General features: G+C 46.3%; 11 protein-coding genes and 4 tRNA genes. 3 read left to right on the plus strand and 12 right to left on the minus strand.

Annotated elements, in window-relative coordinates; genetic code table 11:
• Positions 1-53: 53 nt before the first annotated feature.
• Positions 54-3,476, minus strand: coding sequence for a hybrid sensor histidine kinase/response regulator (locus tag DN599_RS03245; RefSeq protein WP_110456201.1), 3,423 nt, complete (start codon positions 3,474-3,476; stop codon positions 54-56).
• A 178-nt stretch (positions 3,477-3,654) separates the two neighbouring features.
• Between DN599_RS03245 and acs the strand changes: the two genes are divergently transcribed.
• The 3 genes from acs to DN599_RS03260 all read left to right on the plus strand — a co-directional run bounded on the left by acs (position 3,655) and on the right by DN599_RS03260 (position 7,843).
• Positions 3,655-5,607, plus strand: a complete 1,953-nt coding sequence (acs, locus tag DN599_RS03250) for an acetate--CoA ligase (RefSeq protein WP_110456202.1) — start codon at positions 3,655-3,657, stop codon at positions 5,605-5,607.
• Positions 5,608-5,780: 173 nt separating this feature from the next.
• The gene (gene radD, locus DN599_RS03255; RefSeq protein ID WP_110456203.1) at positions 5,781-7,520 is read left to right on the plus strand and encodes a DNA repair helicase RadD; all 1,740 of its coding nucleotides are present in this window, start codon (positions 5,781-5,783) and stop codon (positions 7,518-7,520) included.
• A gap of 65 nt (positions 7,521-7,585) precedes the next feature.
• Complete coding sequence (locus DN599_RS03260; protein WP_110456204.1) at positions 7,586-7,843, plus strand: GrxA family glutaredoxin; 258 nt, start codon at positions 7,586-7,588, stop codon at positions 7,841-7,843.
• 691 nt (positions 7,844-8,534) lie between these two features.
• Here the strand turns inward: DN599_RS03260 and DN599_RS03265 are convergent.
• The 11 genes from DN599_RS03265 to ybgC all read right to left on the minus strand — a co-directional run bounded on the left by DN599_RS03265 (position 8,535) and on the right by ybgC (position 14,680).
• Positions 8,535-8,610, minus strand: a tRNA-Lys gene (locus DN599_RS03265).
• Between the two features lie 277 nt (positions 8,611-8,887).
• Positions 8,888-8,963, minus strand: a tRNA-Lys gene (locus DN599_RS03270).
• A 171-nt stretch (positions 8,964-9,134) separates the two neighbouring features.
• A tRNA-Lys gene (locus DN599_RS03275) sits at positions 9,135-9,210 on the minus strand.
• A gap of 37 nt (positions 9,211-9,247) precedes the next feature.
• A tRNA-Lys gene (locus DN599_RS03280) sits at positions 9,248-9,323 on the minus strand.
• A gap of 252 nt (positions 9,324-9,575) precedes the next feature.
• Positions 9,576-10,295 (minus strand): tol-pal system protein YbgF, encoded by a 720-nt coding sequence (gene ybgF, locus DN599_RS03285; RefSeq protein ID WP_110456205.1) that lies wholly within the window; start codon positions 10,293-10,295, stop codon positions 9,576-9,578.
• A gap of 24 nt (positions 10,296-10,319) precedes the next feature.
• Positions 10,320-10,862, minus strand: a complete 543-nt coding sequence (gene pal / locus DN599_RS03290) for a peptidoglycan-associated lipoprotein Pal (protein WP_110456206.1) — start codon at positions 10,860-10,862, stop codon at positions 10,320-10,322.
• A gap of 32 nt (positions 10,863-10,894) precedes the next feature.
• Positions 10,895-12,220, minus strand: coding sequence for a Tol-Pal system beta propeller repeat protein TolB (tolB, locus tag DN599_RS03295; protein WP_110456207.1), 1,326 nt, complete (start codon positions 12,218-12,220; stop codon positions 10,895-10,897).
• 9 nt (positions 12,221-12,229) lie between these two features.
• On the minus strand, positions 12,230-13,165 hold the full coding sequence (gene tolA, locus DN599_RS03300) for a cell envelope integrity protein TolA (protein ID WP_110456208.1): 936 nt from the start codon (positions 13,163-13,165) through the stop codon (positions 12,230-12,232).
• A 3-nt stretch (positions 13,166-13,168) separates the two neighbouring features.
• Positions 13,169-13,603 (minus strand): protein TolR, encoded by a 435-nt coding sequence (tolR, locus tag DN599_RS03305; RefSeq protein ID WP_110456209.1) that lies wholly within the window; start codon positions 13,601-13,603, stop codon positions 13,169-13,171.
• The gene (gene tolQ / locus DN599_RS03310; RefSeq protein ID WP_110456210.1) at positions 13,603-14,292 is read right to left on the minus strand and encodes a protein TolQ; all 690 of its coding nucleotides are present in this window, start codon (positions 14,290-14,292) and stop codon (positions 13,603-13,605) included. The genes tolR and tolQ overlap by 1 nt, the downstream gene beginning before the upstream one ends.
• The gene (gene ybgC / locus DN599_RS03315) at positions 14,282-14,680 is read right to left on the minus strand and encodes a tol-pal system-associated acyl-CoA thioesterase (protein WP_110456211.1); all 399 of its coding nucleotides are present in this window, start codon (positions 14,678-14,680) and stop codon (positions 14,282-14,284) included. The genes tolQ and ybgC overlap by 11 nt, the downstream gene beginning before the upstream one ends.
• Positions 14,681-14,708: the final 28 nt, after the last annotated feature.

A 14,708-nucleotide genomic window follows, 5' to 3' on the forward strand; every position in this document is an offset into this window, starting at 1 on the left:
AGGCTCCTAATTTTTCACAATGAACTTTGTACCAAACAAATAGTACTAGTGAGCTATTTGACTAAACTCGAGATCAGCGCTCGCAGCGCTGCCGGTTTTATCATCTTCGCCATGTAGTGATAGCCCCGCAGCTGCACGTCGTCGACTATCTCTTTACGAGTATTGGCGGTGATCAAAATCCCCGGCAAGTGCTCACCATATAAAGCACGGATCCCATCCATGGCATCGACCCCATTTTGGTCGTTATCTAGGTGATAATCCGCCAAGACAATATCCGGCGCGACCCCCTTAAGCCCTAGCTTAATACGGGCATCGGCCAGATCGCTGGCGCAAATGACATCACATTGCCAACGACTCAGTAAACTTTCCAGCCCAGCTAAAATCGCCTCTTCGTTGTCGATACACAGTACTTTTACTCCTGCCAATGGCTGCATGATCAAATTAGAACGTTTAGGGGCTGCCACATGGGTGGCATCACCTAACGGCACGGTTATCGAAAACATCGAGCCTTGGCCCAATGTCGATACCACCTTGATATCATGTTCAAGCACTCGCGCAATTCTATCGGCAATCGCGAGACCCAAACCTAAGCCACTGACGCTGTTGCTCTGAGGATTATCGAGTCGTTTAAATTCTTTAAAAATTTCACTCAGCTCATTGTCATCAATACCACAACCGGTATCGTTCACTTGTATCTCGAGTCCGCCGGGTCGATGACGACAACCAAACAACACGCGATTCCCCTTAGCATAACGGTAAGCATTGGTTAAAAAGTTTTGTAATACACGGCGTAACAGGCTCAAATCAGAATGAATGATGGCACTACTGGGGACCATGGCAAACTGTATCGAATAATCTTTGGCCATGGCGTCAAACTCCACCGCCAATCCTTCGAGTAATTCAGACACAGAAAAATCGCGTAACTTGACATCCACCATGCCCGAATCCAACTTGGAAATATCCAGTAGATCGGTAAGCAACTCACCCGCTATTTTAAGCGAGCTATTAACATGGGACAGTGTGGTGCGCCCCTCATGATCCAAATTAGGATACTGAGCCAGCGAAGCGGTAAACAGGCGCGCCGCGTTTAATGGCTGCATGAGATCATGACCCACCGCCGCCAAAAAGCGGCTTTTCGATGCATTGGCGTTTTCCTCTTGCGCCTTAGCCTCGAGCAACTGGCTATTAAGCATTGCCAACTCATAGGTTCGCTCGTTGACCCGGGCTTCGAGCGTTTCGTTTACCTCTTGCAGCGCCTTGGCCTGCGCTCGATATTGGGTAATATCGGTAAAAGTCATCACAAAGCCGCCGCTGGGCATGGGGTTGCCCTGAATTTTAATGACTTTACCGTCTTTACGCTCACGCTCAGACACATGCGCTGTCCCATTGCGCATATGTTGTACCCGTTTGGCCACTTGCGACTCAATATCGCCCTCGCCGCAAAAACCTCGCTCGGCATTAAAGCGCACCACATCGGCGATTGGCATGCCCTGCTGTAAAAAGTCTGCTGGGTAATCATACAACTCGGCATATTTGTAGTTCCAGGCCACCAAGTTAAGCTCTTTATCAACCACGCTCATCCCTTCATAGGCATGTTCGATGGCCCCGCGTAACATATCTTGGCTTAAAATGATTTTTGACGAGGCATCATCGACGAGACTAAACACCTCATCGAGGGCCAAGTCGCGCCCTTGCAGTACCGAATCCATCACCAACGATGCACTCGAGCCACCCAAGACGCCCGCCAACATATGTTCGGTGTGGGCAATCAACTCGGGAGAGGCAACCTTATGCCAACTGTCACTGCGCACCGCCGTTTCAGAAAAGCGCGAAAAACTCTCATACGCTCGAGTGGGACTGACAAAGCGACTAGCCAAAATCAACAAATCTTGCTGTGAGATAGGAGAAGCTTTGCGCCCCGTACTATTTTTAAGTTGACCGGGAGTCACAAATGCACTGGCTTGAATACGCTCCGCGACGCCAGCTCTAAACCAGATAGATCCAAGCACATAACACGCTAAGTTTGCCAGCAAGGCGGTCAGCACATCGCGGTCATTAGGATTGATCGATTCGAGCAGGGCAAAGTCACCACTAAAGACCCCATCAACCCCACCCATACCTTGCAACAAAATATAGCACCACAAGCCAAAGCCGACGATTAAGCCCAAGTAAACCCCACTGCGATTACCGTGCTTCCAATACATCCCCCCAATAAGCGCAGGGCCGAGCTGAGCAAAGGCGCCAAAGGACAACATCCCAAGTGCCGATAATGAGTCACTGTCCATCAAGGCTAAGTAACTACAATAACCGAGCAATAAAATAAAGATAATGGCGATACGCCGTGCATTGAGTAAAAACTGAGAAAATTGACTGAAGTTTTTTTGTCGAATTTTACCCGAACGTAATAATAGCGGCACGAGCCATTCGTTACTCACCATCACGCTGATGGTCACCACAGCGACAATCAGCATACCGGTAGCCGCCGATAAGGTGCCTAATAGAGCAATGACTGCGACAATCGGTTGCTCGAGCACCAGTGGTAAATTAATCACATAAGTATCGGCAGAGACACTGTCGCCCAGCACCAACTTGCCAGCCAACGCCAGCGGCCCGACAAACAGGCCAAATAACACTAAATATAATGGAAACAACCACCGCGCTTTGAGCAAGGTTTTTTCATCGGCACATTCGACCATCATCACGTGAAATTGGCGCGGCATACATAAAAAAGCCGCCATGCCAACCACGAGTTGCGGCATCATCTGCTCGATACGCAGGTTAGGATGATGGATCAAATCGGCGGTCTTAGCTTGTTGCCAAATATCGGTAAAACCATCAAAAAAACCGAAGCTAATCACCACCCCCACTAATAAGAAGGCGCCAAGTTTAACCAGCGACTCAAAGGCAATTGCCACCATGAGTCCAGGGTTATGTTCAGTAGCGTCCAGCTTACGGGTGCCAAATAAAATGGCAAAAATAGCCAACAGCACGGTGACAATTAACGACACACCTGCACCATCATAAAGTGCATCTTCAGGTTGGAACAGGTTTAAGCTAAACACCATCGCTTTTAACTGCAGTGCGATATACGGCATGATGCCGAACAAGGCAATCAGGGTAACGATAGCGGCAATGGTTTGCGACTTGCCATAACGTGCGGCAATAAAATCAGCCACTGAGGTAATATTTTGCGCCTTGGAGACAATCACCATCTTACGCAATAGGCCAAAGCCTAAGGTAAACACCAAAATCGGCCCTAAAAAAATAGGCAGGAAAGACCACATATCTTGTGCGGCCTGGCCCACTGTGCCCAGAAAGCTCCATGACGAACAATAGACCGCGAGGCTGAGGCCGTAAATCCAGTTCTGCATTTTTTTGGTGATACGACCAAACCAACGCTCTGCCGCCCAAGCCAATAAAAACAGCAATGACACGTATAAAATGGCGATAACACCGACAATTAGGGTCAGATTCATCGATTTTCCAGTTCTTTTAATTATTCTGCAGCAAATACTAGCGTAATTATGGCGAGAATATAATCACAACAGATTAAAATTAAAGGATATTTTTTTACTAGACCAAGGTCTAATGGAGTGAAAGTGCCGAAGCAATCCATACTTTGCCCACGCACAATAAGATACTAAAGGAAGTCAGATGAGCAACCAGTCTCTCTATAAAGTTCCAAGCGAAATCGCTAACCACGCCAACATTAACGAAGAACAATATAAAAAAATGTATCAGGAATCAGTAGTTAATCCTGAAGGTTTTTGGAGAGAGCATGGTCAGCGTATCGATTGGATAAAGCCATACACTAAAATTAAGAAAACCTCTTTTGACGATCATAACCTGTCAATTAACTGGTTTTATGACGGCACACTTAACGCATCAGCCAACTGCCTTGACCGTCATCTAGCGCAAAATGCCGATAAAGTGGCCATCATCTGGGAAGGCGATGACGCCGCCGAGCAACGCCAATTAACTTATGGCGAACTTCATAAAGAAGTGTGTAAATTTGCTAACGCACTACGCGGCCAAGGCGTGCGTCGTGGCGATGTGGTCACTGTTTATATGCCTATGGTGCCCGAAGCGGCTGTCGTCATGCTAGCCTGTGCGCGCATCGGAGCGGTGCACTCTGTGGTATTTGGCGGTTTCTCGCCCGACTCAATCGCGTCACGTGTCATTGACGGTAAATCCAAAGTGATTGTCACCGCCGATGAAGGACTTCGCGGCGGACGAGCCATTCCACTTAAAGCCAACATAGATGAAGCCCTGTCTCATCCTGATGTGACCTGCGTCGAAAAAGTGATTGTCTATGAGCGCACTGGCAGTGATATTAATTGGGTGGAAGGCCGAGATATAAAGTGGCAATCGGTAATGGAAACGGCGTCTGAGCATTGCCTTCCTGAAGAGATGGGCGCTGAGGATCCCCTGTTTTTACTCTATACCTCAGGCTCTACTGGTAACCCAAAAGGTGTGTTACATACCACTGGTGGTTACATGGTATATGCTTCAATGACACACGAGTATGTATTTGACTATAAAGATGGTGAAGTCTATTGGTGTACCGCGGATGTGGGCTGGATCACCGGTCACTCCTATATGGTCTACGGCCCGTTAGCTAACGGCGCTACTGTACTTATTCATGAGGGGATACCAAACTACCCAAGCCCAGCTCGACTCGGTGAGATGATTGACCGCCATAAGGTCAATATTCTTTACACTGCGCCGACGCTCATTCGTGCCTTGATGGCCGAAGGTAAAGAGCAGTTTGCCGCATTTGATGGCAGCTCATTGCGCATTATGGGATCTGTGGGTGAGCCGATTAACCCAGAGGCATGGCGCTGGTACCATGAAGTCATTGGTCATGAGCGCTGCCCTATTGTCGACACTTGGTGGCAAACCGAAACCGGCGGCATCTTGATCAGCCCACTGCCGGGCGCGACCGACACTAAACCAGGTTCAGCAACCCGACCATTTTTCGGCGTACAGCCTGCGCTAGTGGATAACATGGGCAATATTATCGACGGCGCTGCCGAAGGTAACTTAGTGATACTAGACTCATGGCCAGGACAGATGCGCACTGTCTATGGCGACCACGATCGCTTTGCCTTGACCTATTTTAAAACGTTCCGCGGCATGTATTTTACCGGTGACGGTGCCCGTCGTGACGAAGATGGCTACTACTGGATAACGGGGCGTGTCGATGATGTGATCAACGTATCGGGTCATCGTTTGGGCACTGCAGAAGTGGAGAGCGCGCTCGTGGCGCATGAGTTAGTCGCTGAGGCCGCAGTGGTGGGTTACCCACACGACATTAAAGGCCAAGGGATTTATGCCTATGTGACACTCACTAAAGGCTCAGCGCCCAGTGAAGAGTTACGCCAAGCCTTACGTCAGTGGGTTCGTAAAGAGATTGGCGCCTTAGCCACTCCAGACTTAATTCAATGGGCTGACGGCTTACCTAAGACACGTTCGGGTAAGATCATGCGCCGCTTCTTACGTAAAATTGCGGCTAACGAAGTGACTAATTTAGGTGATTCATCCACCTTGGCCGATCCTGCGGTTATCGATACCTTAATTGAAAGCCGCTTAAATCGCAGTGAATAACCATAGCTTAGTTATCAGCTATGGCCCATTTCACGCTAAGTCATGACTGACCTAACTAGCCCCTCCTTGAGGGGCTTTTTTTATCAGCTATAGAACGTCGCGGGTCGACTCAACCTTGGCACATTGCTATCCTGTTGGCTTTGAAGCCTCAGCGATAGCGACATAAGCACAGCGTGAAATTACGAGATTATCAACAGCAAGCCGTCGACGCCGCGGTGAGCCATTTTAAGCGCAGCCAAGACGCGGCGGTATTAGTCCTCCCCACAGGTGCTGGCAAGAGTATTGTAATAGCCGAGCTAGCGCGCATTGCTCGCGGGCGCGTTCTTATCCTCACCCATGTTAAAGAGTTAGTGGCCCAAAATGCCGAGAAAGTTGGCCTATTAACCCAAGAGGCCAGCATCTACTCGGCCGGATTAAAACAAAAATCGACGGCCAATAAGACCGTTGTCGCCAGTATTCAATCTGCCGTAAAAAATCCGGCACAGTTTAATGAGCCCTATTCACTGGTGATCATCGACGAATGTCACCGTGTTACTGCCGATAAAGATAGCCAATATCAACAGCTGCTAACCCACCTGAGAGCACAAAATGCTCAATTGAAACTGTTAGGCCTAACCGCGACCCCCTATCGGCTCGACTCTGGCTGGATCTATCGTCACCATTATCACGGTAAAATGGGAAATGATGATAAGCCCGCTTTTGAGCAGTGTATTTTTGAACTGCCAATGCGGCCGTTAATCAAACAAGGGTTTTTAACCCCCCCAAAACTGTTTGATGGTTTATCCGCTCAATATGACTTTAGCGAGCTCCAAGCCAGCGACAGTGGTGAGTACCGTGAAAAAGAGGTCAATGCCTTACTCCATGTATCAGGGCGAGCGACTCAAGCTATCGTGACTCAGATAATGCAGTTATCACAACACAAGCAAGGCACCATTATTTTCGCTGCAACGATTAGGCATGCCGAGGAGATAATGACATTATTAACAGATGAACCCGCGGGGCTCATCACGGCAGCGACAACAGCACAAGATCGCGATAGGATCATCGAGCAGTTCAAACTGCGGCAGTTAAAATACTTAGTTAATGTTGCGGTGCTTACCACAGGCTTTGACGCCCCCCATGTTGATCTCATTGCCATTTTACGACCCACCGCATCGGTGAGCTTATTTCAGCAAATGGTTGGGCGTGGGCTGCGAATTTGTGAGGGGAAAACTGATTGCTTGGTGATTGACTATGCCGCTAACGGTTTCGACCTCTTTTTTCCTGAGGTTGGCCAAGTCAAACCCAACAGCAAAAGCGTCCCTGTACAAGTACATTGCCCTGTGTGCCACTTTGCCAATATCTTCTGGGGCTTAGTCGACGATGATGGTGATTTAGTTGAGCATTTTGGTCGTCGATGCCAAGCCGTAGTCGAGACTGAGCAAGGCAAGGTGCAATGTGATTTTCGTTTTCGGTCAAAATCTTGTCCTAACTGCGGCGAAGAGAACGATATCGCAGCCAAAATCTGCCAACACTGCGATCACATGCTAGTGGATCCTGATAAACGCTTAAAAGAGGTGTTACAACAAAAGCATCACCACCTGTTTCGCTGCCAAGAGATGCTATTAGAGTCGCACAACAATAAGCTCAGGGTGCGTTACCTCGATATTGACGGCAATGACTTTAATTGCGATTTCAAGTTCGACACTCCCGCACAAATTAGGGCCTTTTACGCCATATTTGTGCACCAACATACGCGTACTCCTGGTTGTAAGCCACCTAAGTTCACCACCATTGAGCAGGTTATTGCTGCCAGAGACACCTTCAGAGCACCAGATCTATTACTGCTCAAAAAAGGCAAAAATGGCTGGGACTTACTGGAGCGATTTTTCGACTATCAAGGACGATTTCACACCGAAAAACGCTTTGCCTGACACAGAATATGCAATCGACTCGCAGCTATGGTATAAAGTCTCGAATTATTTTTTCAGGAGCTTATATGTTTGTTGTAATTTTTGGCCGTCCAGGCTGTCCATACTGCGTTAGAGCCGTTCAGTTATCAGAGCAACTTGTTGAAGCTCGTGATGATTTTAAATTCAAGTATGTAGATATTCATGCAGAAGGGATCAGCAAAGCCGATCTTGAAAAAACCGTTGGAAAACCAGTGGAAACCGTGCCGCAGATCTTTGTTGATCAGGTTCATATCGGCGGCTGCACTGAATTTGAACAGTACGTGCGCGAGAACAATTTACTGTAATTATCTATGGCTAATCGATAATCCTTTATCGATTAAGCAATAAAAAGGAGGCTTAGGCCTCCTTTTTATTTAATTCAGGTTTTAAGCTACCGACAAATGCACCATCAAAATCAAACATATTCCTGCGTAGAAGCTTAAGCCAGCCCTTAAAGACCATAAGCTAAAAAATTGTCGTTCTAGTGACATCAAAAAACACATGACTATATTGCCTATTGGTGAATTGATATGAATGTATTTTATCGAAATATGTAGACGGGATTTGTCACAGGTACATGAAAATTGAAAATATAGTATATTATTTCAATAAGTTACAGGCAAACATAAACTTAAAGAATAGCGCTTAGAAAACACTAGTGATTTAGGATCTTGATTTAGAAGATAGATATGATATGGAACTAAGGAATACTGATTTTCAGATAAAGTAGTGGGTCGTGAAGAATTCGAACCGTCGATCAATATGGAGTAAAAAGTAAAGCCAACAGCCTCTTTGCATTAACTGCATCGACTGAGCTAACAACTTTTGTTCAATCTCACTATTTAGCTACTTGTAGAGAAAGTGGTGGGTCGTGAAGGATTCGAACCTTCAACCAATGTGGAGTATAAGTAAAGCCAACAGCCTCTTTGCATTAACTGCATCGACTGAGCTAACCACTTTTGTTCCATCTCACTGTTAAGCTACTTGTAGAGAAAGTGGTGGGTCGTGAAGGATTCGAACCTTCGACCAATTGGTTAAAAGCCAACTGCTCTACCGACTGAGCTAACGACCCATCTGAGTGATGATAATGTAAATTAACCGCCATCAATGGTTAACAGCCAACTGCCCTATCTCTATTCTAAAACTCTATTCTAAAATAGTGACTGAGCTAACGGCCCATCTTATTGGCCTACTTGTTTAGCCACTTGTAGAGAAAGTGATGGGTCGTGAAGGATTCGAACCTTCGACCAATGTGGAGTAAAAAGCAAAGCCAACTGCCTCTTTNCATTAACTGCATCGACTGAGCTAACNACTTTTATTNCATCTCACTGTTTAGCCACTGTAAGAAGTGGTGGGTCGTGAAGGATTCGAACCTTCGACCAATTGGTTAAAAGCCAACTGCTCTACCGACTGAGCTAACGACCCATCTTATAGACCTACTTGTTTAGCCACTTGTAGAGAAAGTGGTGGGTCGTGAAGGATTCGAACCTTCGACCAATGTGGAGTAAAAAGCAAAGCCAACTGCCTCTTTGCATTAACTGCATCGACTGAGCTAACNACTTTTATTNCATCTCACTGTTTAGCCACTGTAAGAAGTGGTGGGTCGTGAAGGATTCGAACCTTCGACCAATTGGTTAAAAGCCAACTGCTCTACCGACTGAGCTAACGACCCATCTGGTATCTACTTGTTTAGCCACTTGTAGAGAAAGTGGTGGGTCGTGAAGGATTCGAACCTTCGACCAATTGGTTAAAAGCCAACTGCTCTACCGACTGAGCTAACGACCCATCTGAGTGATGATAATGTAAATTAACCCTCATCAATGGTTAACAGCCAACTGTCTTTTGCTATAAACATAGCGACTAAACGAATGACCCATTTTTTACAGCTAAATCTTATTGATTTAGCGCCCTTGCGACTATGCCGCTTTGAGGGCGCCTATAATACCTTTTTCATCTTCTCATGCAAGTGCAAATTTATCATTTCTTTTCGTTTGCATGAAAAACAAACTAAGGGTATGTTTTTTAGTTAAATAGAGATTAAATACCCGCCAACTGCTGTGTAGCGATTCTTGCAGCTGCACTATTAGCGTATTCGTTGATCACTTGTTGATAGTAACGCTTGGCTGTGGCATTGTCAGACTGCTTTTGTGCAATCATCCCTAGCTTAACCAGACTGTCACCACGCTTATTTGAATCTTTAAACTGTTTAACTACGGTATCAAATGCTTGAGTCGCCTCAGCAAATTCACCTTTATTATATAACAATTGTCCGAGCCAATAGTTCGCGTTAGCCGCGTACGTAGAGCTCGGATACTGTTTTATAAAATTTCTAAATGCAGGGATTGCTTCATCATATTGACGCTGTTTAAGCACCAGATTAACCGCTTGCTCATAACTGGCCGTTTCGCCTAATGATGATGTGGTTTCAGAGGCTACAGGAGTGGCCGTATTTGCCACCGATTTAGCACTGCTGAGCTTTGCAATATCATCATAAAGCTGACGTTGACGCTGTAATATCTGATTTATCTGATAGCTTTGCTGTTCAGTCAACCCGCGCAGATCTAATACTTCTTGTTGCAAGGTATCGAGTCGTTGCTGCGTTTCAAACTCGGCAGCCTGTTTTGCCTTGAGCATACGCTCTAAACGAGCCACTCTATCATTAGAAGCACCACCAGCAATATCTTCAACCGGTGCTGGTGCGGCAACCGCCACACCAACACTCATCAGAATTGCCGCGGTTAGTACGGCATGTTTCATATGTATCCCTGTTAATATCAGTTATTAGTAAACTAATACCGCACGACGGTTTTTGCCAAATCCAGCATCGGTACGAGAAAAATCAAGTGGCTTCTCTTCACCGTAACTCACAATACTCATTTGACTTGGTGAAACACCCATGCTTTGTAAGTATTTAGCAACCGCTTTAGCCCGGCGCTCACCTAGGGCGATATTATACTCAGGCGTACCACGCTCATCGGCATGACCTTCAATCATAACGCGCACATTTGGATGTTCAACTAAGTATTCGCCGTGAGCATTAAGCACCTCAGAAAACTCTGAAGAAACCGAGCTTCTATCAAAATCGAAATAGATGATGTGTTCTTTACGTAACTCTTGATACTTAAGACGTTGCTGCTCTTCAGGAGTTAAAATGGGTGCTACACCGCCGGTTTCAACACCACCGGCTGTCATTTCGCTACCGTTATTACTACCGCCCATTGAGCTACTTGCATCTGTTTCTGATTCAGATGTGGTACTACATGCACTCATTGCCATAACGGGAACTGCAACCAACATAGCCTTAAAAAGCTTATTAAAATTCATTTTACATCCTTAATCTTTTTTCGAGATTGATATTATAAAAAAGGTGACCAAGCAGGAGATTTTACTTCCCCTTGACCGACTGGCAGTCTTGCCTTAAACCGGCCATCCATAGAGACCGCCGCTAAAACTTGTTGTCCTTGATAGGTTGTACCGTAAATGACCATAGTGCCATTTGGTGCAACGCTGGGTGACTCATCTAAACGCGTTGAAGTCAGTACTTGCATAAAGCGCGTTTCTAAATCCATTCGAGCAATATTAAACTTACCATTAGTACGGTTAACAAACACCATGCTGCGACCATCTGGAGAAATAGATCCACCTAAATTCCATTCACCTTCAAAAGTTAACCTTGAAACTTTACCCGAAGCCAGTGTCACTTGATAGATCTGTGGACGTCCACCTCGTTCAGAGGTGAAAATTATCGATTGCCCATCTGGCGTCCATGACGCTTCAGTATCAATAGCATAATGATTGGTAATACGTTTAATCGCTTTAGTCGCGATATCAACCACATAAATTTCAGGCTGACCATCTTTTGACAAGGTAAGCGCTAACTTTTTGCCGTCGGGCGAAAACGAAGGTGCACCATTAATTCCTGAGAAACTCGTCACCTTAGTGCGTGACTGAGTATAAATGTCTTGCACAAACACTTCAGCTTTCTTATTTTCAAAACTGACATAAGCTAGCTTGCGCCCGTCAGGAGACCATGAAGGCGACATTAATGGCTCTGGTGAGCGCAGTAACATCTGTTCATTGTATCCATCATAATCGGCAATCATTAGCTTGTAAGGCGATTTATCTTGATGGTCGACCACAACATAAGCAATACGCGTTAAAAACGCTCCACGGATCCCGGTCAACTTTTCATAGACGATATCGCTAATACGGTGGCCATATTGTCTAAACTGGGCTGCACTTATCACGGTTTCACGGCTGTCGATAACATAGTCGGCAGCCGATGAAGGGCCGCCTGACTGCATTTGGGCTTTAACCAGATCGATGAGTTCGAAATTGACTAAATATTGATCTGCCCCGTAAGGTTTTACTGAGCCCAGCACAACGGCTTCTGCCCCAACATTGGACCAAAGCTTGGCATTAAAGTTTGCCGCAGTACTGATGTTACGCTGAGGTAGGCCAAGTTCATCCAAAGGTTTAAATGTGCCACTGCGAGTCAGATCCGACATCACCACATCCGATATTTGTGAAGGCATAGGCGTCGTACCTTGCCAAACAAACGGCACCACTGCGATAGGACGCGCGGCATCAACCCCTTCGGTGATCACTATATCCAGTGCAGCCTTAACAGGTGCTGTGCAGATCAGCAGCCCTAAAATAAGCCATTTTGTCAAAATCTTCATGAAGCCCCTTTAATTAAATTCCGGTTGAACGGTTAAATTAATCTCTTTTAACTTGTTATACACGTCAGCCTCTGGCGATACAGGTAAGCGCCCCGCCTTATTAATGGCAGCTTTCGTCGCACGGCAAACCACAGGATCGCCCGATAAGATTTCATTACCGGTCACAAACCCATCTTTTGCTAAGCGAATAAAGATACGGCAACTTTTACCACGCATCGACTCATCCACCACTAAGTTGCGCTGAATGGTCGCCCGGATCATCGAAGTGTATCGTTGTACCTCGGTTGTCACCTGCTTATTGCGTGTTTGTGATAATGCCGCTTGCTCAGCCGCTAAGGCTTCTTCCATCATGCGCTCTTGCTCTAAACGTGCTTGTTCTTCGGCTTTACGTTTACGCTCGGCTTCCTCTTTACGTTTACGTTCCTCAGCCGCCTTCTTTGCTGCGGCCTCTTCCTGTTTACGCTTAGCCTCAGCCTTGGCTGCCGCGGCTTCTGCTGCCTTACGTTCATCTTCTTTTTGCTTACGCAACGCTTCAGCCTGTGCAGCTTTCTCTTTTTCTTGCTGCTCTTTCAACTTAGCCGCTTTTGCGGCTGCCGCTGCATTTTGAGTTTCTATCTCTTTTTGTTTGCGCTCTTTTTCTAGCTGCTTAATTTTGGCTTGCTCACGCTCTCTCGCTTGGGTCGCTTCTCTGGCGCGGCGCTCTAATTCATCTTGACGTGCCTTCTCTTTGCGCTCAGCAGCCTGCTGCTCTGCCTTGATTTTTTGCACCTGTTGGTTCACTTTTTGCTGATCAACCACCACAGCTTGCACGGCTGGTGCGCTAGCCTGGGGCATAACTTTAGGTTTCTCATCAAAATCAACGCCCATCGCCACAACGATGATCACGCCAATGTGGATACTGGCGGAAATAACAAGCGGTAAAGTAAAATCTGATTTAGCTGCCACCCACTACTCCTCAGGCGAATCTGTCATCAAACCCACTGATGGCACACCCGCTTTTTGCAACGACACCATCAATTGAATCACTTTTTCATAAGGAATATGCCTATCGGCTTTGACCACAACAGGCCGTTCAGGTTCGAGCAAAATAATAGCAGCAACCCGAGTCGCTACCTCTTCGAGCTCTAATACTTCCTTGGTGCTGCTACTGCCCACATCGAGGTAGTAATCGCCATTGGCGTCAATAGATGCAACCACAGGTGGCTTGCTGTCTGCGGGCAAGGTTTCGGCTTGCCCTTGTGGTAAGTCAACTTTAACCCCTTGGGTAACAATCGGCGCCGTGACCATAAAAATAATCAACAAGACCAACATCACGTCGATATAAGGGACAACGTTGATCTCAGCGACAGGTCGGCGTCGTTTACGCTGATAACCTTGTTGCATTAGATCTCTTCCTTCTCGCTATAAGCTTGACGGTGCAAAATACTGGAAAACTCTTCCATAAAGTTAGCGTACGACATCTCAATTTTATCCACCTGAGTCGAAAAACGGTTGTACGCAATAACCGCAGGAATGGCGGCAAACAGGCCCATTGCGGTCGCAATCAAGGCCTCGGCAATCCCTGGCGCAACCATTGCGAGCGTCGCGTTTTCAACCGCGCCTAGAGCGATAAAGGAGTTCATGATGCCCCATACAGTTCCAAACAAACCAATATAGGGACTGGTTGATCCTATGGTGGCTAATAAGGGTAAGTGAGTCTCTAGCTTTTCAAGTTCGCGCGACAATGCCACACGCATGGCACGATAACTGCCGTCCATCACAGCACTGGGCACTTTACCATTAAGGTTATTTAACCGAGCATACTCTTTAAAACCACTATAAAATAGCGCCTCTAAACCGCTATTGTTGTCTTGGCGAGCAGACAGCTCTTTATAGAGTTTATTTAAATCGACACCAGACCAAAACTTATCTTCAAATTTAAGCGCGTGTTGCCTAGCCGAAGCCAGTAAACGCCGACGTTGAATAATCACTGCCCAGGAAATCACCGATAACGCTAACAGCGTCAACATGACAAACTTAACTAATAAACTGGCTTGTAAAAACAGCCCGATAAAGGAAATATCAGCTTCCACTCTTAAACTCCTGAACAATGTTATGCGGAATAGCTCTTGGTCTCATACGTGACAAGGCAATGCAGGCAACCAGAATATGGCCTTCGCAGTATAACTTACCTGATGCATCAAGCAGTTGTTGACGAAATAGCAAAGAGGCCTTTTTCAATTCCATCACTTCCGTTTCGACCACCAGTTCCTGCTCAAAACGAGCGGCTACCTTAAAGTCTAATTCCGCCTTTTTAACGACAAAAGCAATATCTTCGGCGAGTAATTGAGTCTGTTTCACGCCAATTTTTTTAAGCCACTCGGTGCGAGCGCGCTCGAAAAAGTTGAGGTAGTTTGAGTGATAAACCACTCCCCCAGCATCGGTATCTTCGTAATAAACAGAAATGGGCCAACGAAACATAAACAATGATTGCCAAACATTAGCTAAA

Source organism: Shewanella algidipiscicola (assembly GCF_900380485.1).
GTDB lineage: Bacteria > Pseudomonadota > Gammaproteobacteria > Enterobacterales > Shewanellaceae > Shewanella > Shewanella algidipiscicola.